The 23,546-nt window shown below is 51.1% G+C and carries 20 protein-coding genes; 9 read left to right on the top strand and 11 right to left on the bottom strand.

What is annotated here, in order from left to right:
- Positions 1–455 precede the first annotated feature (455 nt).
- The 5 genes from MHI45_RS20425 to MHI45_RS20405 all read right to left on the bottom strand — a co-directional run bounded on the left by MHI45_RS20425 (position 456) and on the right by MHI45_RS20405 (position 8,135).
- Entirely contained in the window at positions 456–1,226 is a 771-nt protein-coding gene (locus tag MHI45_RS20425; RefSeq protein ID WP_341119343.1) for a permease prefix domain 1-containing protein, read from the bottom strand.
- Positions 1,227–1,231: 5 nt separating this feature from the next.
- Positions 1,232–1,558, bottom strand: a complete 327-nt coding sequence (locus MHI45_RS20420; protein WP_038585016.1) for a PadR family transcriptional regulator — start codon at positions 1,556–1,558, stop codon at positions 1,232–1,234.
- 328 nt (positions 1,559–1,886) lie between these two features.
- Positions 1,887–3,845, bottom strand: coding sequence for a type I pullulanase (gene pulA, locus MHI45_RS20415; RefSeq protein WP_341119342.1), 1,959 nt, complete (start codon positions 3,843–3,845; stop codon positions 1,887–1,889).
- Positions 3,846–3,972: 127 nt separating this feature from the next.
- Entirely contained in the window at positions 3,973–4,593 is a 621-nt protein-coding gene (locus MHI45_RS20410; RefSeq protein ID WP_341119341.1) for a C39 family peptidase, read from the bottom strand.
- On the bottom strand, positions 4,590–8,135 hold the full coding sequence (locus MHI45_RS20405; protein ID WP_341119340.1) for a PAS domain S-box protein: 3,546 nt from the start codon (positions 8,133–8,135) through the stop codon (positions 4,590–4,592). Before MHI45_RS20405 ends, MHI45_RS20410 begins: the two co-directional genes overlap by 4 nt.
- A gap of 285 nt (positions 8,136–8,420) precedes the next feature.
- Between MHI45_RS20405 and MHI45_RS20400 the strand changes: the two genes are divergently transcribed.
- From MHI45_RS20400 to MHI45_RS20390, 3 genes are all read left to right on the top strand, one after another.
- Positions 8,421–9,239 (top strand): hypothetical protein, encoded by an 819-nt coding sequence (locus tag MHI45_RS20400; RefSeq protein WP_076111568.1) that lies wholly within the window; start codon positions 8,421–8,423, stop codon positions 9,237–9,239.
- A gap of 88 nt (positions 9,240–9,327) precedes the next feature.
- The gene (locus MHI45_RS20395) at positions 9,328–10,428 is read left to right on the top strand and encodes a glycosyltransferase family 4 protein (protein WP_076111566.1); all 1,101 of its coding nucleotides are present in this window, start codon (positions 9,328–9,330) and stop codon (positions 10,426–10,428) included.
- 208 nt (positions 10,429–10,636) lie between these two features.
- The gene (locus MHI45_RS20390) at positions 10,637–10,963 is read left to right on the top strand and encodes a P-II family nitrogen regulator (RefSeq protein WP_038585008.1); all 327 of its coding nucleotides are present in this window, start codon (positions 10,637–10,639) and stop codon (positions 10,961–10,963) included.
- A gap of 117 nt (positions 10,964–11,080) precedes the next feature.
- On the opposite strand, the gene MHI45_RS20385 is transcribed toward MHI45_RS20390, so the two are convergent.
- Positions 11,081–12,322 carry a DUF445 domain-containing protein gene (locus MHI45_RS20385; RefSeq protein WP_076111564.1) on the bottom strand — a complete coding sequence of 414 codons (1,242 nt, stop codon included), beginning with the start codon at positions 12,320–12,322 and terminating at the stop codon, positions 11,081–11,083.
- A gap of 299 nt (positions 12,323–12,621) precedes the next feature.
- On the opposite strand from MHI45_RS20385, the gene MHI45_RS20380 reads away from it, so the two are divergent.
- Positions 12,622–13,485 (top strand): Cof-type HAD-IIB family hydrolase, encoded by an 864-nt coding sequence (locus tag MHI45_RS20380; RefSeq protein ID WP_076111562.1) that lies wholly within the window; start codon positions 12,622–12,624, stop codon positions 13,483–13,485.
- 11 nt (positions 13,486–13,496) lie between these two features.
- A complete protein-coding gene (locus MHI45_RS20375; protein ID WP_076111560.1) occupies positions 13,497–13,961 on the top strand; it encodes an Imm30 family immunity protein in 465 nt (154 codons plus the stop codon).
- Positions 13,962–14,229: 268 nt separating this feature from the next.
- Here MHI45_RS20375 and MHI45_RS20370 read toward each other — a convergent pair whose 3' ends face one another.
- Positions 14,230–15,111 carry a helix-turn-helix transcriptional regulator gene (locus MHI45_RS20370; protein ID WP_076111559.1) on the bottom strand — a complete coding sequence of 294 codons (882 nt, stop codon included), beginning with the start codon at positions 15,109–15,111 and terminating at the stop codon, positions 14,230–14,232.
- A gap of 166 nt (positions 15,112–15,277) precedes the next feature.
- On the opposite strand from MHI45_RS20370, the gene MHI45_RS20365 reads away from it, so the two are divergent.
- Positions 15,278–17,602 carry a UvrD-helicase domain-containing protein gene (locus tag MHI45_RS20365; RefSeq protein WP_076111557.1) on the top strand — a complete coding sequence of 775 codons (2,325 nt, stop codon included), beginning with the start codon at positions 15,278–15,280 and terminating at the stop codon, positions 17,600–17,602.
- 99 nt (positions 17,603–17,701) lie between these two features.
- Here the strand turns inward: MHI45_RS20365 and MHI45_RS20360 are convergent, their stop codons facing one another.
- The 3 genes from MHI45_RS20360 to MHI45_RS20350 form a co-directional block, all read right to left on the bottom strand.
- Complete coding sequence (locus MHI45_RS20360) at positions 17,702–18,289, bottom strand: 50S ribosomal protein L25 (protein WP_340895329.1); 588 nt, start codon at positions 18,287–18,289, stop codon at positions 17,702–17,704.
- A gap of 84 nt (positions 18,290–18,373) precedes the next feature.
- Entirely contained in the window at positions 18,374–19,318 is a 945-nt protein-coding gene (locus tag MHI45_RS20355) for a DUF1861 family protein (protein ID WP_076111554.1), read from the bottom strand.
- Complete coding sequence (locus tag MHI45_RS20350; RefSeq protein WP_052091753.1) at positions 19,284–19,580, bottom strand: helix-turn-helix domain-containing protein; 297 nt, start codon at positions 19,578–19,580, stop codon at positions 19,284–19,286. The genes MHI45_RS20355 and MHI45_RS20350 overlap by 35 nt, the downstream gene beginning before the upstream one ends.
- 190 nt (positions 19,581–19,770) lie before the next feature.
- Between MHI45_RS20350 and MHI45_RS20345 the strand changes: the two genes are divergently transcribed.
- Genes MHI45_RS20345 through MHI45_RS20335 form a run of 3 tightly spaced genes read left to right on the top strand, consistent with a single transcriptional unit; the run spans position 19,771 to position 23,136 of the window.
- Positions 19,771–20,955 carry a glycosyltransferase family 4 protein gene (locus MHI45_RS20345; RefSeq protein WP_076111552.1) on the top strand — a complete coding sequence of 395 codons (1,185 nt, stop codon included), beginning with the start codon at positions 19,771–19,773 and terminating at the stop codon, positions 20,953–20,955.
- Positions 20,955–22,061: a glycosyltransferase gene (locus MHI45_RS20340; RefSeq protein WP_076111550.1), complete on the top strand. Its 1,107-nt coding sequence runs from the start codon at positions 20,955–20,957 to the stop codon at positions 22,059–22,061. The genes MHI45_RS20345 and MHI45_RS20340 overlap by 1 nt, the downstream gene beginning before the upstream one ends.
- Entirely contained in the window at positions 22,054–23,136 is a 1,083-nt protein-coding gene (locus tag MHI45_RS20335) for a mannose-1-phosphate guanylyltransferase (protein ID WP_076111548.1), read from the top strand. Before MHI45_RS20340 ends, MHI45_RS20335 begins: the two co-directional genes overlap by 8 nt.
- A 125-nt stretch (positions 23,137–23,261) precedes the next feature.
- On the opposite strand, the gene MHI45_RS20330 is transcribed toward MHI45_RS20335, so the two are convergent.
- Positions 23,262–23,498 carry a DUF6953 family protein gene (locus MHI45_RS20330; protein ID WP_038584980.1) on the bottom strand — a complete coding sequence of 79 codons (237 nt, stop codon included), beginning with the start codon at positions 23,496–23,498 and terminating at the stop codon, positions 23,262–23,264.
- Between the last annotated feature and the right edge of the window lie 48 nt (positions 23,499–23,546).

Genomic DNA, 23,546 nt, shown 5'->3' with positions numbered 1-23,546 from the left:
ACTTCAAGGGCGGCATGTTGCCCATTCGGCTCCAAAAAGGCAGTTACTCTCTGTCACCGACTGATCATTTGTCACTGTAAAGCAGCAAAGCAAAAAACTGCGAGGAGGCCAAGTTCCCCCTCCTTCACAGGTCCTGCCAGGTACTGTCGTGGATTGAAATGCCTTAATATTATCATTGTTCCACTATACCCTAAATGAGCAATGTCACTTTTTTAGATAAAATTCCGGAGAATGGGCAGAGCTGGCTGAAAGCGATATTTCACCTTAATCATTTTATACACAGCATTTAATTCTTCCAGCAAAATCGCTGTAACCGGGAAGATCACCCAGTTGATATCCCAGCGCTCAAAAATAAATCCGCTGATCAGAAAACAGCCGGTAACCAGCGGCCAAAAGATGGATGCGATAGAGCTCTTGAAGTGTTTTTCCTCTTTCTCTTCAGGAGCCTCAGTGTACTACTTCTCCTTGAGCAGAAAGCCAAAGCTTTCCTTGATACTCCCATAGTAGATGAACAGGAAGACAGGCAGCGCAATGAGCGCAAGTAGAATAGTGACCCCGTATCCGCTGGCATCCTCATTGATTGCAGACCAGGCAAGGACAGGAACCGGAGAGAGTACACACAGGGATACACCCAGAGTCAGAGACAGGGTATAGGTAGGGGCAAATGCACGGCTGCGCTGCTCGATCTCGGTCCGCAAAAAATAGGGCAGATTAAAACCCTTTTGCAGATATTTGTATCGCTCCAGCTTTGTGTCGCTGAATATGAATAGCCCAACCGCCAGCGCCACCAGCAGCAGCAGCACGATCACGCCAATAATTCCGGCAGTATCTTCCGAAATCACCCCGCGGAGAAAACCAAATTCTGCCAAGGTAACAAGCAGAATCAGCAGTGCCGGGCCGATGATGCATAGCATTACACCAATCCCCACCATAAAACCGCTAGTCTTCTTGGCAACCAGATACCCCCATGTATCCTCCGGAGCAAGTACAGGAAGCAGCGTATCCTCTCCCCCCACTGTAATCCCAAGCTCGTCAATCAGCTCATCGATGTTGCCGAACTCGGATATGACAATGCCTACCGCCTCATTCTCTGATTTGCCTTCCTTCTTCAGTTCGTAATATTTCTCCTCCATACTAGCCAGCAGATCCTGCTTCAGCTTAAATGTTTGCTCTGTCCTGGGCAGGGAATTAAACATGTTGTTCAAATAGCCCCTAATGGTATCCATCCTGATCACAGCTCCTTTATGAATTTGTTGACGACCTCTTGCGTAACTTTCCATTCCTCGCATTTTTCCAGATAATAAGCCAGACCTTGCGGAGTTATACGGTAATAGGTGCGTCGTTTCCCAAAGGTTTCATCCATAAAAAAGGAATCGATGTACCCATTCTTCTCAAGCCGGGTGAATGCGGAGTAAAGCGTAGTCTCCTTCATGATGTACTTCTCCTCCGACAGCTTCCGGATGTTCTTGGAAATCTCATAGCCATAGGACTCTCCGTCCAGAAGCATATAGAGGATGAGCGTATCGTTATATCCCCGTATGACATCACTGCTGATCACAATTCATCCTCCTAACTTATCCCTCATTACTTCATCTGTCGTAGTAATTGCATTGTAGCATAATTACTACGACAGATAAAGTAGTTTTTGGAAAATAGGCCGTCGGACTCCAGTGTCCTTATTGGGTGGCTACGGTCCGTTTATTACGGTTTGCGGACTCTAACGGCGTTATCTCTCCAGATTGCCACCTGCGTTCTTCCCTAACGGGCAGATGACGCCCATGGAGTCCGCCAAATTGGGACGATAGGGACCGACGCAAAAATGGATGCCACTCTCAACCGAGTGGCATCCATTTTTATCAAACTATTATATACAGTGCAGCTGGCACTTATTGCCGGACGGCCAATACAACCATTCCAATGCCCTTGGCGGTCAGCTTGCCCCCGGCAAGCTTCGAGACCAGATCCTCGCCGAACAGGGTGCTCCACTCGCCAAGCGGTGGCAAATCCACTGACACTCCGGCTGTATTTGAATTATAAAGCACGTATAAGTGCAGCGCCGGATTACCTCCGGCGTGATCCCGGAGTGTATAGGCTATTGCCCCGGCAGGCGCCTTCTCAAACATCAGCTGTGCGCGAATTTCCTCCGCGCTGCGCAGGCGAAATGCCGGGTGGGCTTGCCTTAGCGCAATCAACTGCTTCATATAAGCAATATCCTCCACATGCGCCGCTGCGCGTTCCCAGTCCAAGCGGTTGATCTCAACGGGAGACTTAAAGCTGTTCTCCACCCCGTCCTTCGTACGCATAAATTCCTGTCCTGCATGAAGAAACGGAATCCCCTGGCTCGTCATTACCATTGCCGAAGCCAGACGATGCATCCCTCTGCGCCGCTCATCGCTTTCCCCTTTGGTGGAAATTACAATTTTATCCCAGAGGGTATGGTTGTCGTGGCATTCAACGAAGTTAACACACTGCTGCGGCTCATCAGCGAACGCCCCCATGGATTGACCGTACACAACGCCTCCGGTAATCCCCGTCTTCACCGCCTGCTCGAGACCCGTCTTGCCGCCGATAAATCCAGGCTCTTCATAGCGGAAAATATTCCCCTTTACGGCATCGCGGAACCCGTCATTGAACTGTCCGATGCCCGGAAGGGCATCCGCATTGCTCTGGCTGGCGAGGCGCTCCGCCGGAAGCTCCGTATCCAGGATCCAGCCTTCCCCGATAGTCATCAGTGAAGGATCAATTTCGTCCAGACGGCGGCGGATCTCCTGCATGGTTTCTATGTCGAGCAGTCCCATCAGATCAAAGCGGAAACCGTCGATATGATATTCCTGGGCCCAGTACAGCACCGACTCCACAATAAACCGGGTCATCATGATCCGTTCAGAGGCGACATCATTGCCGCAGCCCGAGCCGTTCGACAGACTGCCGTTCTGCTTATAACGCAGATAGTAGCCGGGAACAAGCTTGGTGAAATTTACAAGATAGCCGTCATAAACATGATTGTAGACCACATCCATGATTACGCGCAGTCCGCGGTCATGCAGTGTCTGGATCATTGTCTTCAGCTCGCGGATTCGCAGAGCCGGATCATACGGATCCGTAGCGTAGGAGCCTTCCGGAGCATTGAAATTTTTGGGGTCATAACCCCAGTTATAATGAGGCTGGTCCAGCTTGGTCTCATCAACACTTTCTGTGGCATAGTCATAAATAGGGAGCAGCTGCACATGGGTCACTCCGAGATCGGATATATGATCCAGTCCGGTAAGAATCCCGCCCGGTCCGCGCGTCCCTTCTTCGGCCAGACCCAGATATTGTCCCTTATGGGCAATGCCGCCAGCCGGATGAACAGACAGATCCCGCAGATGAAGCTCGTAAATCACCGCGTCCACAGGGTCAGCCAGAGGTGGCTTATCTTCTGTCCAGCGCTGGGGATCCGTCTTGCGCAAATCGAGAATCGCCGCTCGATCTCCATTCACGCCGACAGCCCGGGCGTAAGGATCGGCCGCTTCATTCCACTGCTCCCCGATGCGCACACGATAGGTGTAGAACTTGCCCTCCAAGTTCCCGGCCACGCTCAAACGCCATGTCCCTCTGACATCACGGATCATCGGCAAGACATCTCCTGCGGCTTCGTGCCATGAGCCATAGAGCACAACCGCTGCTTCCTGCGCGGTAGGTGCCCACAAGCAAAAGGCCGAGGAAGCAGGCGTATACGTTACGCCAAGGTCATCCCCGTCATAACTGAAAAGCTCGTCAAACTCCTGGGCGAACACGGATATTCCTCCGGTAGCTGCCGGATCACCATAATAAATCGGTTCTTTCAATTCCTTTTGTACGGACAAGGCCATCTGTCTCCTTTACCCTTTAATAATTGGAATTATATCCTTATTGCCGATTTTGTGCAAACGTTTGTACTTGATAGTTTCATCAAGCTGCCCTTCCTTCCGCCTGAAGGTTACAGCTGATGCCCTATGGAAGCTTCATGATATCTAAAGCCACCATGGTTATAACATCTTTATTGACGTTATAAGGGATAAGGCGTGCTTGCCCGGGAGTGAACCCGCCGTGCTTATGCCGCATCCCGTTGTCATGAACAATAAGTACAGGGCTTCCTCCGCCCTCAGGCTCCTGATAACCGATTCCCAGCACCCAATGGTAATCATAGGTGTATTTTCCCCGCCAGCGAAACGTAAGCCATTTATCGAATTTGAGCGCCACCGGCCGCTCCGCATCAATCTCTGCTTTGTACCGGTCTATATCATTAAACACACTTACGGAGAAGAGTCCGCGTTCCTTCGCCTCCAGAGGAGCAGAAGACCGGATATAAGCTTTGACGCCTTTGGTAAAGCTGCGCACGCTCATTCCCCAAGGTGTTCCGCCATGATGGCTGTATACGTGATTAATATGTGCCGCTTTGGAAGCAAAATGACTTGCTCCGGGAATAAAAGCCCGGCCCTTCCGCGTGCACCAATATTCCATCAATGCGGCGATGGTCGCCGGACCGCAGGCCGAGCCGGGCGAAGCAACACCCGGGTCCCACTGCGTATAAGATTCAGCGAGCAACTTGTGCTCCCGCAGTGCTTTTCTCATAAGGATATCTTCTCCTGACGCTGCTGCAGTATCCGTTCAATGTCGGAGGTGAGAAACGGCTTGCTGATGAAATCTTCCATACCTACAGCCAGACATCTTTCACGATCCTCCCGTGTGGCATAAGCAGTCACAGCCACCATAAAGGGCCGCTTGGCCTGGGGGAGCTGGTCCCTGATTCTGGCCGCTGCGGTAAGCCCGCTCATCTCCGGCATCTGCACATCCATAAATACCAGATCATAGGGCTGCTGCAGAACGGCTTGCAGCGCCTGCTGGCCGTTCTCCACCAGGTCCGCAGTATATCCGCGTTTCTCCAGCATGATCAATAGAAGCTTTTGATTAACGGGATGATCTTCTGCGACCAGAATCCGCAGCGGACCGTATTTCGGCTCCAACTGAGGAAGACCTCCAGTAGGCAGAAGGCCACTTCCTTCCTCCTCAATCCGGGCATTATCATCGGGCTCGGCATCATCAAGGCTAATCACCGGTACTGATGGAGTCTGCACCCGTACCGGCTCCTCCTCCAAATCACTAGGATCATGTTCAATATCCAAGGGCAAGGTAAAGTAGAAGTTTGAGCCTTCGCCTTCCACACTGTCCACTGCAATCGCTCCGCCCATAAGCTCAACCAGCCGCTTGCAGATGGAAAGTCCCAGTCCGGTTCCGCCATACTTGCGGTTAATGGACGGGTGCAGCTGGGAGAACGATTGGAACAGCAGAGACTGTTTCTCCGGCGGAATTCCGATTCCCGTATCCCTAACATTAAACTTCAGAGTCAGCTTATTCTGGTTAGGACAGAATTCCGTCCCCACCTCAATAGAGATATGACCTTCTTCAGTGAATTTCACTGCGTTGCTGACCAGATTCACCAATATCTGGCGCAGCCGGGCCGCATCGCCCATGATTAACTCCGGAACATTGGAAGCAGCTTGGCAGCTCAATTCCAGGTTCTTCTCTTTCGCTTTCGGCGAGAACAGCTCGGTTACGCTTTCCAAGACCCATTCAAGACTTACCGGCTCATGCACGAGGATCATTTTTCCGGCTTCTATTTTGCTGAGATCCAGAATTTCATTGAGGATATACAGCAGAGAAGTACTGCTCTGGCTAATAATCTCCGCATATCCGCGCTGCTCTTCATCCAGCTCGGTTTCTGACAGGAGATCCGTCATCCCCATAATTCCGTTCATCGGCGTCCGCAGCTCATGGCTCATAATCGCCAGAAACTCCGATTTCGCCTGATCCGCTTTCTCTGCCGATTCCTTGGCGCGGATAATCTCTTTCTCATCCGTAATATCACGGAACACAACAACCGCACCCTTACGGTCTCCTTTATCAAACAGCGGAGTAACCTGATACTCGGCCAGAAAGCTTGAACCGTCTTTGCGCCACAATACCGCATCTTTGCTCTGATGGGATTCCCCGGCACGGACGGCCTGCATCAGCGGAGAATCCTCCGGCCGGTAGTGGAGGCCATCCAGCGCTGTGTGCTGTATGTGATCCAGATAAGGATGGCCCATAATTTCACCGTAGGCGAAGCCCAGCATCTGTGCCCCCGCCGGATTGATGAAGGTTACCCTCCCCTCCGTATCAAGACCAAATATGCCTTCGGAGACTGCATTTAAGATCAGTGTGTAATCATTGCTCAGCTTCTCAATCTGCTCGGTATACCGGATACGGTCCGTAATGTCACGGGAAATTCCATATACGCCTACGACCTTGTCCCCGACAATAATCGGAATGTTGGTCGTACTGATTTCTACCAGATGGCCATCTTTATGAATAAGGGTCAGATCATAGCTTTGAGGCATTCCCTGGCAAGCCAGATTAAAATGATATTGCGTCTTTGCCCTATCCTTCTCATGCACCAGGGGGCCGAAATAGCTGCCCACCAGCTCCTCCATTGAATATCCGCTCAGAATCTCCAGATTGGAGTTGCAGGTTAAGTAATCCCCCTGCAGATTCATGGAGTATACAGCTGACGGATTATATTCAAACAGTGACTTATAGCGCTGTTCGTTCTCTTGAAGCTTGGACTCAAACTGCTTGCGCTCCGTTATGTCACGGCCAACGGCAATAATCTCCACAATCCCGCCCTGCTCATCTAAAATATACCTGCTTTTCGTCTCCAACCAGACATAGCCGCCGTCCTTGCGCCGGTAACGGTAGACCGCCGCCGGGATGAAGCGGGTCTGCTCACTTTGTGCCATCATTTCTTTCATTACTATCAAATCATCGGGATGCAAGTAATCAAAAGCACTGGTACCGACCATCTCCTCCGGTTCATAGCCGAGCAGAGAGCGGCTGGCCGGGGAGCAGTATAAGAATATGCTGTCTTCTATCGCGTGGCGAGAGATCAGATCCAGTGAATTTTCCGACATTAGCCGGTAATTTCGCTCATTTTCTCTAAGCTTCTGCTCCATCTGCTGGCGTTCAGTGATATCCTGCATCATTCCGATAAGCTGAACAGGCTGGCCGGCCGGTCCCAGTACGGTATCCCACTGAATATGTACCGCAAGCAGAGTTCCATCCGCAAGGACCAGCCGGTAGGTACTCTCACCGGAATTCCCGTTTTCCAGCGTCTCCCGCACCCTTGTAAACATGTCGTTGATGTCATCCGGATGAACCAGCTCCAGGAATGTCCGGTAATCGACTTCGGCTGCTCCAACACCAAGCTTCAGCATACGCTGCAGCTCTTCCGAGAGGGACAGCTTGCCTTTCGTCAAATCCCATACCCAGGAACCGATTCTGGCGACTCTTTGCGCCGTGGCCAAAGCCTCCTCATTATGTTTGCGGCCCGTCACGTTGCGGCCAATACCCATGATCCGGATGATTTCATTATTTTCCCCCCGGATCACATGAAAAGAGCTTTCGAACCACAGATAATGCCCATCTTTATGGCGTAAACGGCGGACATAGATGTCATTCTTCAGAAGAGCGTCAGACTTGTCCATGCCCTCGATATCATCAGGATGATAAAATTCCAGCCGGTTTTTACCGATCATTTCCTCAGGGGTAAATCCGATTAACGAAAGAGATGAGGGGGAGATGAAGCTTAGTGTACCGTCAGGCAATGTGAATGAAATCATGCTCTGATCGTCTTTTAGAAATAAATCGTACAAATCACGGCTGTCTACTGTCAGCTGATCAGCGATTTTCCGGTCAGTAATATCCTGCGCGTATACAATAATATGTGAAGAGTCTTGTCCTGCATCAGCCCGCACGAATGTAAGGGAAACCCAAACAGAATGTCCTGCACGATTAAGAAACCTCTGTTCACTCTTTAAGGTATCACCGGGGGTGTATGAAAGCCCCTCCAATACACTCATTAGTGTGAACCCTTCCCGATCTTCCTGTTCTGGCTGTGACGCACTCTTGCTTCTCAATAAAGCTCCAGCTAGAAATTCCGGTTCACTGCAGCCGAGGATATTGCAAAAAGCGGAATTAACCTTTATCCATTTGTCCTTTTCTGAGGCCAGGACGGCCATTCCTACCGGAGACATCATGAAGGCTTGATCCAAAATATCGCTATTATATGCCAATTCCATCAAACAAGGCCCCCTTCGTCACGAGCCGGCTCGTATGCAGCTCTCTGTTGTCTTATTACCCAGTATACGTTAAGAAAAGTCCGGAATAAACGCGCAGCCTGGTTTCCATCAAAAAAAAGTTTAAATTACAAATATTGACGGGGTTTTGTCCTTCCCTTATAGTTTAGATAATATTTCATTCGTGACCTATTACGACGGAAGCACCCGTAATAAAGGCTTAATAGCCTTTACTGCGGGTGCTTTTTTTGTTGTTGCGGAATAAGGGATGAGATTAAGGAGGAAAAGATGAACAAGCTTAAGAAGATTCCCCTGGCAATGCTGGCACTTCTGCTTGCAGTATTATCTTCAGCAGGCGCGGTAAACGCATCCGGAACAGCGCTGACCCCTTCGATTCAAGCCTCGTTTGAACTGACTGCCGCCACTGCGGACGATACGACAAGGACTAGGCTTAAAGGGTATTACAGTGATTTCTCCGTCCTGGTCGCCCAGTATGACAGCCGTGAGGCGCAAATCCGCCGGCTGCATGACAGCAATACGCAAGCGCTGATCATTGTCCGAAACCAAATCAAGGAAATAGATCAGTCCACCGTGGCCCGGCTGTCCACGGCCTTAAGCAGCACCAAAGAACGTTACCAGCCTCTCTTTGACCAATACAGCGCGCTCAACCGCCGGATTAACCTACTCAGAGGGTTGAAGGACAAGGTCTTGAAGGATGTGCTCCGCACACAGGCTGATGCTATGAAAATTCTCGTTCAATTCGCGCGTGAGGATATCCGCAATAAAGAAGCCCTGCTGAAAGCGGCCAAAGAAACCCGCACCAAAAAGATGGCCGCCGCACGTAAAACCTTGGCGGGGATCGAAAGCCCGCAGGCCTCGATCAAGTCCCAGAAAAGCGTGGCAGCCTCCTTGAACAAACGGATATCGGCAGATTTCAGTGACTTCAAATCAGCTATCCGCAAGCAGAATCAGGCTTTGACTGCTCAATCCCTGTCATCCCTTGTCTCAGGTTACCGTCAAATGGCAGCCAGCAAGCTGAAGATCCTTGAGCTTGAGCAAAAGATTGCCGGTGTGATTGCGGACGCGGCCAAGCAAATCGCAGCATGATTGCTTAAGGAATGTGTCTTCCGACTCTTGGTCCGCATATGGTAGGTAGAGACAATATCCATCAGCGGGCCTTGAGGAGGCTTATATTATGCATATCTGTATTATTGCACCGGAGCAGTTCCCGGTACCGGGGAACGGTTCAGTGGAGATCTGCATCTGGGCGATTGCCAGAAGGCTGGCCCGGCGGCATATGGTAACGGTACTAAGCCGCAAGTCACCAGGACTGCCCGACTCCGCAGAGCTCGAGCAGGTCCGGATCATTCGTCTGACTTCAGGCAGTCCTTCCCGTTATCTTGCCTCGGTACTCAAATTTCTTGAGAAGACGTCCTTCGATGTGATTCAGATCGATAACCGGCCGCTGCTGATGGCCGCCGTGAAACACCAGCATCCCCTGACTCCGGTACTGCTGTATCTGCACTCTCTGACGTTCGTACCGGCAGAACGCCGAATTGCCCGCAGCCTGGCCAAGGCTGACGGCATCGCTGCCAATAGCCGCTCCCTACAGCTAAGAATTTCCCGGCGTTTTCCCGGCCTGGACAAGAAACTCAGTGTTATTCCGCTGGGAGCGGACCTGTCCCGGTTCATACCGGCCGAAGAACCGGAACGGCAGCGCCTCCGGCGATTATACAGGCTCCCGCAAGTGTTCACGGTGCTGTTCGTCGGGCGGGTGATCCCCCGTAAGGGAGTACCCGTACTGCTTCAGGCTATGCACATTCTCAATAAACGCCTGCCCTCCCATCTGATCATAGCCGGCCGGGGCAAACCTCCATATATCCAGCGGCTCAAAACCCTGGCGCGGAGACTGGGTGTATCTGTATCTTTCGTTGGAAACATCGCCCATGAGGATATTCACAGCCTGTATCAGATGGCCGATTGCTTCGTCTGCCCTTCCCAAGGGCATGAATCCTTTGGACTGGTCAATGTGGAGGCCATGGCCTCCGGGCTGCCGGTTATTGCTTCGAATAACGGCGGCATCCGTGAGATCATCACGTCAGGCCACAACGGCTACCTGGTGGACCGTTACCGTCAGGCCGCCCCGTTTGCCAAACGCCTGCTGATGATCGGACGCAATCCGGCCAAGGCGGCAAAGATCGGGATGCAAGGGCGGAGTGATGCCCTGCGGGCTTTTGAGTGGAGGCATACCACAGCACAATTGGAGGAGCTGTACCGCTCGCTTTTGCCGCAATAGCAGAGGAGTCTGCCGCAGGGGCGCTCCTCTGTTATGCGACAATGTGTAACAAGAAATTAGTGATCTTATTCGCAGGATATAGCCTGCAGTAAATATTATACTCATATTGTAAGCGTTGCCATTAACGAAATGTATTGCTTATAGCGCTATCATGAAATTGGCAACCCCCTACAACACACACTATTGGCTGTAGAAAGGGTGCATCGTTATGTTAATGATCAAAGCTATAGTTAGGCCCGAGAAAGCGGATGAAGTCATGGCTGAATTAATGCTTGCCGGCTTCCCCTCCATCAGCAAGATGGATTTGCTCGGCCGCGGGAAACAAAAGGGAATTCAGGTTGGAACCAACTATTACAATCAAATTTCCAAGAAGCTGCTGATGATTGTCATCCAGGATGATGAGAAGGACGATGTAATCAGCATTATTATGAGAACGGCAAGAACCGGTGAACACGGCTCCTTCGGTGATGGTAAAATCTTCGTGCTTCCTGTACTGGAAACCTTCACCATCAGCAACGGTAAAAACCAACTGTAACCTTTGTCCCTTTGGTCAATAGGTCAATAGAAAAGAGGCAGCAAAACATCCCCCGGTTCCGGCTGTTCCGGTTCAAGGGTACGCTTTGCTGCCTCTTGATGTTGTAGTCTTCTGACTTTAGATCATCTGGATGACTGTAAGCACAAGTCCCACGACAAAGCCGCATACCGCGCCGTTGACACGAATCCACTGCAGATCCTTGCCCACCTTGTCCTCCAGCATGTTCACCAGGCTGGCATCATCCATTTGATCAAGATTCTCCTTGACCAATACGCCAAGCCGGTAATGGTTAGCCTCTACGAAGGCGATTAATGAAGCGCGAATCCGCTCCTCCCAGCTCTCCGTCCACTCTTTTTCCGTACTGATGCGCCGGGCCAATAGAGCATACAGCGCAAACAGCTTTCGTCCTCCGGAGCTGCGGTCCTCTTCCAGCATGGCAACCGCCTTGCCGCGCAGAGCTTCCAATTGCTTATGCAGAAACGCTGAAGCCGCTTCGCCTTGCAGCTCCTCCAGTGCCCATTCCTTCAGTGAAAGGATCCGCGCTTCGTCGTTCACAAGCTGAAACAGGGCGACGCGGATTTCCTGGATGATCTGCTCACGGTAAGGATTATCCGCTTCACGGAAATCCCTGATACCGGACTGCAGCATGCCCTGGAGCATTTCTCCCAGCATATCTGCATCCACAAATCCGACAAATGCCTGAAAGGCCATACCTTTCAGCCCTCCCAGCTTCACCTCAGCCAGTTTCTCACTGGCGATCTTGCCCAGCATCGCCCGCGTCTCAGGGCGGCTGCTCCAGCCGGAGATGCCTTCAAGCGCATAATCGAGCGCGGCAATATCCTTGCCGTCGTTCATTAGTTTGGTGACGATGCTGTCGGCGGCGGTACCAAGCTCCGCTTCACGGATGTAATCTGCAACCGCCGTCTGAAGATAAGGAACCGCCTTATCTACCGGAAGCCGCTGAACAAAGGTGCTGAGCTGCTCCAGCATGTCGGCTCTTGCTTTTTTCCTTGCTACAAACTTAGTCAGCAGTCCGCTGCCGAGCGACACGAAGCGGATCTTGCGCAGCTTGTTCTCAATACTCTCTTTGTTCAGTAGCTCATTCTCCATAGCGGAGATAAGAGACTGGATGATCTTATCCCGGTTCTTCAGCAGAAGCGAGGTATGCGGAATCGGCAAGCCCAGCGGATGGCGGAACAGTGCGGTAACCGCAAACCAGTCGGCAATCCCCCCTACCAGCCCGGCTTCGAAGCCGCCTCTCAGCAGAACAACAGCCAGATTATCCGGCAAAAACAGTGTAAGCAGAAAACCGCAGGCCATGACAGCCAGCGATATCGTAGCTAAATTTCTGGATTTCATCTTTATCCCCCTTACCTAAAGCGTCGGACAGCTGTTTCCCTGGACAGGGAAATACCACCAATCACATTGTGACCCTATGAGCTGACGATTACGGCGGCCGTTCACTTGTTAGTCTGCCTTTCATTGTACCACGAGTAAACTCCTTTCTGAAAATGCAGTACACTGCACAATTTTCTACGGTTAGTTTCTTTTCATGAAAATGGATTTTTTATTTTCAGAACATTAATGATAAGATACTAGGAACGATCTCATTGCCCTTGAAGGGGACAACCTGCGGTACAGGAAGGAATGCAAACGATATGCTGATAGCACTCGATATGGATGGAACACTGCTTAACGAAGAAGGAATCATTAGCCCAGAGAACCGGGAAGCGATAGTACACGCCCAAAACCAGGGACATATTGTAATCATCGCCACAGGACGCTCTTACATGGATGCCGAGCGGCAGCTGCGGCTGGCTGAGCTGGAATGTCCGGTAGTCAGTCTGAATGGAGCCGTAGTGACGCTGGCTGACGGGACGCTTGTGGCAAGCAAGCCGCTGAACAAAGAGAATATTATTCCCGCGCTGCGCTGGATGAACGAAATTCCTGAATTGTATTATGAGGTATACACAGAGGATAACGTGTATGTAGAGCTCGATAAACGGGTGCATCTGGAGAAAATATCGGAGCTTAAAGATGACGAGGTGCCGGAAGAACTCCGCTGGCTGCTTAAGGCCATGATCGACCAGCAGTTTCAGCAGGCTGCCGTGACCTATGTGGAGGACATGGAGGAGATCTGGGGCAAAGAGGACAAAGTCATCTACAAGACGCTGGCGTTCTCGCTGAACCTTGAGCTTCTGAAAGAAGCCTCTACACGTTTCGCCGCCATTCCCGGGCTCATTATCACCGCTTCTCATCCCAACAATATTGAGATTAACCATCAGGACGCTAATAAAGGGGCCGGTGTAAGCATGCTGGCTAAGCATTTCGGCATGGCTCTGGAGCAGGTAGCTGTAATGGGCGACAGTTACAACGATCTGCCGATGTTTGAGGTGGCCGGCTACCGGATCGCCATGGAGAATGCTGCTTCAATCCTCAAGGAAACGGCCGATTTCATCACGCTCAGCAATGCAGAACATGGTGTGGCAGCGGGAATCCGCCATCTTTTGGACAAGGCGTAGGGGGAATCTAAATGAACATGTATCCAGGCATTGCCCTGCTGTATGACAATCGGCTGCTGCGCACGGAGCTGGAATGCGAGCAGTTTGAGCAGGCCCTGGAAGGCCTGGCTGGGGATACGGAGGACGCTGTGATCCAGCAGATTTTCAAGGTGTTTGATGATGATACCGAACAGGAGGAGGTTATGTTCGGTCTTGTTCATTTTCTGGAGAGCTACCAAATGGAGATGTACCTGACCCAACTGCTGGAATCGCTGCCGGAGCTGCTGGAGACAGGCCGTAATTGGGCGATTATTCTGATCCAGAGAATACTGGCCGATGATATCTACCGCAAGGAATTTGCCGACATCGCCGCCGGCATGCCCCTGCGGATCAAGAGATGCCTGGCGTTCCTGCTGGAAGAAATCAAGGAAGACAAGCCGCGGCTGTTCGAGCGCAGAGCCAATTATATTCTATATAGATTGAACTTGGAAAATTAAAAAGGGGTGAAGTGACGGAGGGGAAGTTTGGAACTGGAGGAGCGACAGCGTCCGCCTTTGTCTGTGGATTTCAACCGCGAAGAGCGAAATAAAATCAAGAAATCTGCAGACAACAGCGGCCGGAAGTCCAAACATTCACCGCAGTTACGATAATAACCCAAAATAGAAAGATCTTAAGTTCAAACTATATAGGGAAATTATAATAAGCGCAGCAAAACCCCTTTCCCAGGATACTTCACTTCGCATGGGCAGGGGCTGCAGAAACCTATTATTGTTCAAAATCGAGATTGACCGGCGCAAGCGGCAGGGTATCTTCCCCGCCTTCATCTGTCGTGGGCGTCTTGGCATCTACGACTTCGAAGCGGAACTGATCGACCCAGGCCTTGCCGGAGCCGTTCAGCAGGACCCCGAAAGCTATCGCATGGCTGTCCTGCGGAATATCCAGAATGACGTTGTATTGATTCCATTCTCTGGAACCTTTAATTGGCCTATGGGCCATATTATCAAATTTCAGCATTTCCCCGTTCGCGGCATCAACTCTCATCCATAAGCCGGCCCATCCGAAGATATCCCCTGCTTTGACAAAAGCAGACAGCTTCAACCTCTGCCCGCGGTAGGCTTCCGAGCTGAATATTTGCATGAGTGTAACAAATCCGTTTTCGCTTGCATTACCGGATTGCAGCAACGCCGATGCCTTGCCCATATGCACTTCCGACTTGTCCACCTTAACATCATAGCCGCCGCCGTTCATGCCGGTTATGGTCCAGCCCTGCAATGCCTTTTCTGTACTCATCCTGATCTCTCCTTTATTAAGTTCTCTCGAATAGGTCCGGTATTGTCCGGGGGTGAGCCGGTATGCTTTTTTGAAAGCGCGTGAGAAGGCCTCCTGAGACTGAAAATGGTACTCCAAGGCGATATCGAGAATACGCTTATTGCTGTAGATCAGTTCACCTGCCGCTTTCGCAAGTCTTCTCCGCCTTACGTAATCTGCTAAGGTTTGCCCTACTACTGCATAGAAAATCCGGTAGAAATGGTGGGTAGAAAATTTGCTGTGCACCGATACTTCCCTTAGGGTAATCCGCTCTGTGAGGTTCCTCTCTATATAGTCCAGTGAGCTTCTCACCGTTTTGAAGTGCATTTTATCGCTCATTGGTGTTCCCTCCTCTGTTCCAAAAATAACATAGCGGCCAAACGGATATTTGATCTTTTATCTCATAAATCGGCTGTTCTATACAGAAAGGGAAATACAGTGGTATAGTGTAAACTGGCTAAAAATTAAACCAAACCCGCATTGTAAACAAACGAAGGTGAATCTAATGAACAAGCTTTTATTTCATAATATACCGCTGGGCGCTACCGGCGAACGGATTCCCCAGGCGGCAATCGCCTCAGCCCGGACCAGCCGCGAGATGGTGAAGCCGGAGGACGGCGATGCGGCTTATTTCCGTTTGCTGGAGGAAGGCGGAATTCTGCTGAATCAGCCGCAGATCGCCGCAGTGCGGCATTACCAGGGTCCGCTGCTGACACTGGCGGGGGCAGGCTCCGGCAAAACCTCGGTTCTGATCTGCAGAACCGGTTATTTGCTGTCGGTGCGCGGCATATCCCCCAGCCGCCTGCTGCTGTTGACCTTCTCCAGCAAGGCGGCAGCGGAAATGCGCGAACGCATTGCAGTGCTGCCGGGCGTGAGCGAAAACGACGCAGCGCGCCTGCAGGCCCGCACGTTCCACTCCTTTTTCCTCTATTTCCTGAGGCGTCAGGGCCTGCGGCAGGACATCTTCCATGAGACACGCCGCCAGCACATTTTGCTGAAGCAGATCATGCGCGAGCTGGGGCTGCCAAAGGATGCTTATCCGCCGGAAACCCTGCTTGCCCTGCTCTCTTCCTGCAAGATGAATATGGGTGAGCCGGAGAATCTGCCGGAAACTACAACCGCCGAGCAGGAAATGAAGGCCGTCCTGGCCCTGTATGAACAGTGGAAACGGGATAATCACAAAATTGATTTCGACGATGTGCTGCTGATTGCCTACAGGATGCTGAGGGAGCAGCCGGCGCTACTGCAGGAATTGCAGAATAAATTTCAATATGTAATGGTTGATGAGTTTCAGGATACGAATGCGCTGCAATATGAACTCGTCAAAATGATCGCCCATCCGCAGCATAATCTGATGGTCGTCGGGGATGATGACCAGACGATATACTCCTTTAACGGAGCGCGCAGCGAGTTCATTCTTGAATTCGAGAAGCTTTATCCGGGCGCAAAGGTTATTACGCTGGATATCAATTACCGTTCCGGTCCGGCGATTGTCGGGCTGGGCAACGGAATCATCCGGCATAATACGCGGCGGCGCTCCAAAACGCTGCAAGCGGCCAAAAATGGCGGCAGCCCGCCACGGTACCTGCGCCCGCAGACGGCGGACGAGGAAGCCGAGCAAATTGTAGAGCATATTGTAAGCCAGGTTGACGGCCATTCCCGGGAATACCGCGATTTTGCACTGCTGTACCGGGCGTCGAGCAGCAACCGGGCGATTCTGGAGCTGCTGCTGCTGCGCGATATTCCCTACATTGATTACGGCGAAGGCCGGCTGCTCTACGAGCATTGGCTGATTTCCCCCGTGCTGGACCACCTGCGGCTGTCCGTGAACCGCCGGAACTTTGCTGCGATGGAGAATATTCTGCCGACCCTCTACATGAACCGCGAAAAGGGCATGGACCATATCCGCCGGATGGAGGCCATCCAGCCCAAGCAGGGGCCGCTGATCCATCTGCTGTCGATGCCCGGTATGGAGGATTTCAAAGGGACTAAGCTGCGGGAACGGCTGGAGCTGATCCGGGGGCTGGGCAGCGTAACTCCAGTACAGGCTATCCGCCAGATCCGCATCAACTTCTATGATTACTTCATTGAAGCCAATGAGCGTCATCAGGCTACACTGCACCGGGAAACGCTAAAGGAAATGCTGGACGAGCTGGAAACCTCGGCGGAACGGTTCGATAACATCACCGTCTTCCTTGATTTTATCGATAATATTACCGAACGGAATGAGCTGAGCCGCCAGACCGGCCTGAAAGAGCAAGGTAACCGGATTGCACTCATGACCATCCACAAATCCAAAGGGCTGGAATTCCCGGTAGTCTTCCTGATCGGAGCCTCTGAGGGGATTCTTCCCCACAGTTCCGCGCTGGAAGGTGACCGGCTGAAGGACCGGAAGACAGCAAAATCGACAGTAGGCAGTCCCCTGAAGACCGGCCCGGAGTCCGGCATTGCGGCGCTGGAAGAAGAACGCAGACTGGCCTATGTTGCTGTCACGAGAGCCCGGGAAGAGTTGTTCATCAGCTCGCCGGCAAGACATCGGGGCAAAAAAGCCGAGGTCTCCCGCTTCATGCTGTCCGCCTTCCGCTCTGCCGTAGCTTCTCCTGCGCCTGCTGTATCGGGACTAAGAAGCGGGTATACCAGAACAGAGCACAACTCCACCAGAACGTCAGCGGCAAGAACCCATACCGTTGCCGTCTGGAAATGCACCGGTGCAAATTGCCCGGGCTGGACCCGGATGAAAGCCGGCGGAGCCGAGGATCACTTATCCTCCAAGCCTTGCCCGCTCTGCAGCTCCCCTATGGAACAAAGCACACGGGTAGTTCCCGTATAACAGATATTTCGCAAAAAAAGCCCCTTCAGACAGCTTTGGCTGGAATCATGAAATCATGAGTTCCCTGCACTGCTGCCGGAAGGGGCTATTAATGTCTTCTTATACTTGAGCCGGAGTCTCCGCCGGTTCTTCAACTTCTTCATGTACTGTTTTGATCTGAATCATTACTGTGCTCGGATCCGTCAGCACCTCAATGCCCTTCTGGAAGATCAGATCGGAGACAGCCAACTGGTCGCCAATTTCCAGACCGCTGATATCTACTTCCATGGTAGAAGGCAGATCGCCCGGCATGCAGCGAACTTCTACTTCATAGATTTCTACCTGAAGTACACCGCCAGCTTTGACACCAGCAGCTTCACCTGCAAAATGGATCGTTACCTTGCTGTCCATGCTGATCGACATATTCACATGCTGAAAATCGATGTGCTGCACTTTTCCTGAGATGGAATCCTTCTGGATATGTTGAACAACTACCGGAACCACCGTATCGTCGGACAATTTCCCTTGCAGGATTGCCCGCGGATTGGTTCTAATCACGTTCAACAGCTCTTTCTCTCCCACTTCAAGGCTTAGAGTATCTTTACCAATACCATACAGCACAGCCGGGATCCGTCCTTGCTTTCTTGCGACGTTCAAGTTGGACTGTGTTTCTTCCGTACGATTGTTCAATAGAATAAATTTACTCATTTTTGTTTTCCCGCTCTCTTCGACCATAAATTCTTGTCATTAGAAGCATAACACGACCATAGAATCTAGTCAATTCTCACCCGTTTATTGCTCATACTCCAAAAAAGGGTCGGGAAGTTCAATTCTGTATGCTTCGGCATCGCTGACGCCCACTGACAATACCGCCCGGCCCTGCTCACCCCGTACCAGTCCGCCGCTAAAGATGACGTCCTGAAGATCCGGGCGTTTGCCGGGACCGATTGGAAAATCACTCCTGGCAGCAATAATTTTGACTGGTGTAGTTTCAAACGTGCCGGGATTAAGCGAGAAAACCATGGAGTAGTAATGCTTTTTTCCTAAGCGGTCAAAACAGGCCATATGTCCCAGAACGCCTACATGACCGTTCTTCAATAAATGCGCTTCATTCGCCCCGCCCCACTCCTCGCGAACAAACTGATCTTGGAATATTTCAGCTTCCAGAAAGGTCTGCTCATTCAATTCCTCCAGCGAATCGATAATCGTGAAGCCGATCATCCCTCTTCCGCCCTTCTCTCCTTGCGGCCGAGTGAATACACCGATCCGGCCATCCTGAAGCTCTATCAGCCGGATATCCTTCATCATTGCCGGCCCGGACGAGAAGTGGCGCATGGAATCAATACGGTACCCTCGGTAGAACTGCGTAACCCACGAGACGATTTTCTGCGGGTCATCCCCTGCAGTAATCACTTCAACCCCGCCCACAATCAGCTCTCCCTTGATGCGGGTTACACAGGGGTCCTGCAGATTATAGGTATGTGTATGCGCACGGGGTATCCAGACGCTATCGCGGAGTGTAAAAAAGAAGACTTGAGAGAACTCACTGTCCCGTTCCTCAACTCTTCCCAGAATCACTTCCTCCCCGTCATGTACAAACGGGGCTGTTATATTGTATACATCTCGTTTCCCAACACCGGAAAAAACCAGTTTCTCCACGCTCACATGACGGAGCCTTGCATAAAAGGTGTCCAGCAGTTCGTTACAGGTTGCCGTCTTGAACGGTCTCCTTGTCATTGCCTTCCTCCTCATATTCATTTGCTTTATCTATCGCCCAATCGTTCTCATCCGCTTCCATCCGGATCAATTCACCGGGCTGGATATTGAAATAGGTACAGAGCTTCAGCAGCAGATCCCGGGGATACTGCACCATCTCGTCTTTGTACATCCGCCGGACGGAATCGAAATGGTAGTTAATCTCTTTAGCAAGCTTGCGGATGGATAATTTGGGGTCATGTTTCTCCATAACCTCACTTAGTTTACTGCGTATAACCGGCATTCCTTCACCTCCTACATCACTATATCTGCAGAACAGAGGAGAGTCAATAAATTGACAAGAAAAAATGGTCATGTTATAGTGTGGGCAGGAAATAAATTGAAGAAGACAAATTTTATACCAATTCCCATTTTAGAAAATAAAGAACTCTTTATTTTCTTTTTTTTATTCATAAAATTTTAGGAGGCTCTTTATGTTGAATCATGACAGCAACAACCGAAACATTGTTTTCCTATCTACAAGCCTGCCTAGAGAATGCGGAATTGCTACGTTTACCCAGGATTTATTAGATCAATTTACCGGGCTACAGGGCTTCAATACGCCTCGGGTCATCGCCATGAACAACAATGAAACATACCAGTACAGCGACCAGGTTATGAGGGAAATTAACCAAGATAAGTTGTCTGACTATATAGAGGCCGCCGATGAGCTTAACAAATCAGACGCCCATTTGCTCGTTATCCAGCATGAATTCGGCATCTACGGCGGGGAAAGCGGAGAATATCTGCTGTCATTGATCGAAAGGCTCGAATTGCCGTATGTAGCTATTTTTCATACCGTATTAAGAGAACCTACAGCCAAGCAGCACCTTATTATCAGCCGGATTGCAAAGGGAAGTGTCAAGGTAGTAACGATGGCCCAATCCACCCTACACGATCTGACCTCCATCTATAATATCGAGGATTCGAAGATCGCCTGTATCCATCACGGTGTGCCTTATGTAAAAACAGCTCCTAGAGCGGAGCTAAAAGTGCAGTATGGTTTCGGAGAACGTAAAATCCTCTCCACCTTCGGCTTTTTAAGTCCCGGTAAGGGGATTGAATATGCTATTCAGGCCATGCGCGGAGTGGTGAAGCGGCATCCGGATGCGCTATATATCATCTGGGGGAAAACCCATCCGGTGGTCAAGCTGGAAACAGGTGAAGTGTACCGGCAAAAACTGACGGACCTCGTAAGCGAATTCGGTCTGTCCGATAATGTACTCTTTGTCGATAAGCTGTTGACCCAGGAAGAAGTTATTGAGTCGCTGGTGATGTCCGATATCTACTTGACCCCCTATCTCGGCAAGGATCAAGCCGTAAGCGGCACACTTGCCTATGGCGTCGGCTATGGAAGAGTAATTGTTTCCACCCCTTACCGCTATGCCGAAGAGATGCTTGCTGAAGGCAGAGGCCTGCTGGCAAAATTCCGTGATTCAGCTTCGCTGGAAGACTGCATCCTGGAACTGCTGGATGATCCGGCCAAAGTGGAGGCCATGGAAAAACGGACCCGTGAGCTGGGCCAAACGATGATGTGGAATGAAGTTGCTAAATCCTACGCTGCGATTTTCCAGGAAAAAATCTCACAATCGAAACTGGCAGACCGGAGTGTGATTTGATGCAAACCTCCGTTGCTGTAACGTTCAAGGCGGACTACATGCACAGAATAACCGATGATACGGGGATTTTCCAGCATACCAAGTTTGGCGTCCCCGACCGTTCGAAGGGCTACACGACCGATGACAACGCCCGGGCTTTAATTGCAGCGGTTCTGTTGTATAAGAAGGACCAGGATTCCGTCTCGCTCGACCTGATCCACACGTATCTCTCCTTCATACATCACGCACAAAATGAGCAGGGCAACTTCCGGAACTTCATGGATTATAGCCGTTCATTTCTCGAGGACAACGGCTCCGAGGATTGCCAGGGGCGTACGCTTTGGGCACTTGGCTTCGCACTCTCCTACTCGTCGATCCTGCCAGACAACCTGCTGAATACCTGCCGTTATCTGATCAATCAGGCGCTGCCGCATATAGAAAAGCTTGGTTCGCCCCGTGCCGTAGCTTATGCCGTCGTAGGCCTCAGTTATCTGATCAAAACGCCCGGCGCGTTAACCTACTCCTTTCCCTATCCCCATACGCCAAGTACGGCAGAGGAAAAGGCATTTCTGTCCAAAGACTTCATCACCGGCCTGATTGAGCGCATCGCTGTCCGGCTGCATAATCAGTATAACCACACCAAGGGAGACGGCTGGAACTGGTACGAAGACAGCCTAACGTACGGAAATTCCATGCTTCCCTGGGCGCTGCTGAGGGCTTTCAAGCTTTCCGGAAATGCTGCGCTTAAGCATACAGCCAAAGAAAGCCTTGATTTCCTTGCTTCGCGGACTTTTGCCCGGGAGGGCTATTACAAGCCCATCGGCAGCCACGGCTGGCTGCTGCGCGGCGGGGAGCCGGCTCTCTACGACGAGCAGCCAATTGAAGCCTGCGAAATGCTGCTGACCTGCCGGGAAGCTGCCTCCGTGCTTCAGGACCCGTCTTATCTGCAGCAGGCCGACTTATGCTATTCATGGTACACAGGGCATAATTCCTTAAATCTGCCGCTGATTGATCCTCAATCCGGGGCTTGCTATGACGGTATTCATAGCAGCGGGCTGAATCTGAATCAAGGCTCGGAAAGCATCATTTCCTTCTCGATCGCCCACCTGGTGACCCATCATGGATAAATACGCAACCATCCTTGCCGGCGGAGGGGGCACCCGTTTCTGGCCGCTGTCCAGACAGGAAATTCCCAAGCAGCTGCTCAATATCAGCGGCAATGACATCATGCTCAACGATACGATTGAACGCTTCAAGGGCATTATTCCCCAGGAGAACACCGTCATCGTGACAAACCGCACCCAGGCCGTGCTGCTGGAGAGCATTATGCACAGCAGCGTGCAGAAGAGCAATATTCTGATTGAACCCGTGGCCCGCAATACCTCCGCCAGTATCCTGTTCGCTGCGTTCTCTATACAGCATATGGCCCAAGAGGATTCCTTGATGGTCGTCCTGCCCTCCGATCACTATATCACTGATGAACCGCAGTTCCGGCTTACGCTGGATGAAGCCTGTACGGTAGCCATGGAAAGTGAACGGATTGTCACGATCGGTATCAAGCCCACCTTTCCTTCTACTGGCTATGGTTACATCGCCTATGACAAAGAACCTATCTCAGCAAGTCCGGTAGCGGTCTATGATGTGGCTGAATTTGTGGAGAAGCCTAACTTCCAGAAAGCCCAGGGTTATCTCGCGTCAGGCAATTATTTATGGAACAGCGGGATTTTCATCTGGAAGACATCCGTAATCCTTGATAATTTCAAACGTTACCTGCCCCGGCTGTACAACACTATGCTGCCGATCAGCGAGGCGCTTGGCACAGATCAGGAAGCGGAGACGATTAACCGCATTTATCCTCTGCTTCAAAATATTTCGATTGATTACGGAATCCTGGAGCGTTCTGACGAGGTCGTTGTCCTATCCGGCCAATTCGGATGGAATGATATCGGCAGTTGGGATGCGCTCGGCGCCATCTTCCCTCCGGATGAGTCCGGCAACATTATTAAAGCCAACCATATAGGCATTGATACCCGCAATTCGATCATTTACGGAAACGGGCGGCTGATTACCACGATAGGTGTAGACGGATTTATCATTGCCGATACCGGGGATGCAGTCCTCATCTGCCCCAAGGACAAAGCACAATCCGTTAAGGACATCGTCGATCTGCTCAAGGAAAAGGGCATGACTGCATATATCTAAATTCCGCAAAAATGTAAGATTGGCTGTGGTTTCCGGCTTGTTTATTTCAAAAAAAGTGACCGTTGCTATTAGAGCAACGGTCACTTTTTCACGAATTCATTTATATATGTTCGGGGTTCCCGCAATTAGGTCCACGCCCACAGGAAGCCGTCACGGTCCCAGGCAATCCTTCCGGCATGCAGCTTGCGGAAAGCCTTCTTCACATCCTTGGACAGCGAAGCATTTCCGTTCTCGTTCACAAATACAAATTGCTCGCCAAAATTCGCCTTCACATATTCTATCGCAGCAGTCTGGTACAAGGTTCCGGTAAATTGGATCTCCTTGACCATCCACTCCGCAACCTCTTGCGCAGTAACTTCCATCAGGTGTTGCCCCTTTCGATCATCCTCAATTTCAATGTTCCCCCATTA

Source organism: Paenibacillus sp. FSL H3-0321 (genome assembly GCF_038002865.1).
GTDB lineage: Bacteria > Bacillota > Bacilli > Paenibacillales > Paenibacillaceae > Paenibacillus_AQ.
Note: the sequence above shows the minus strand (reverse complement) of the source record. Positions and strands in the feature narration are given on the sequence as shown.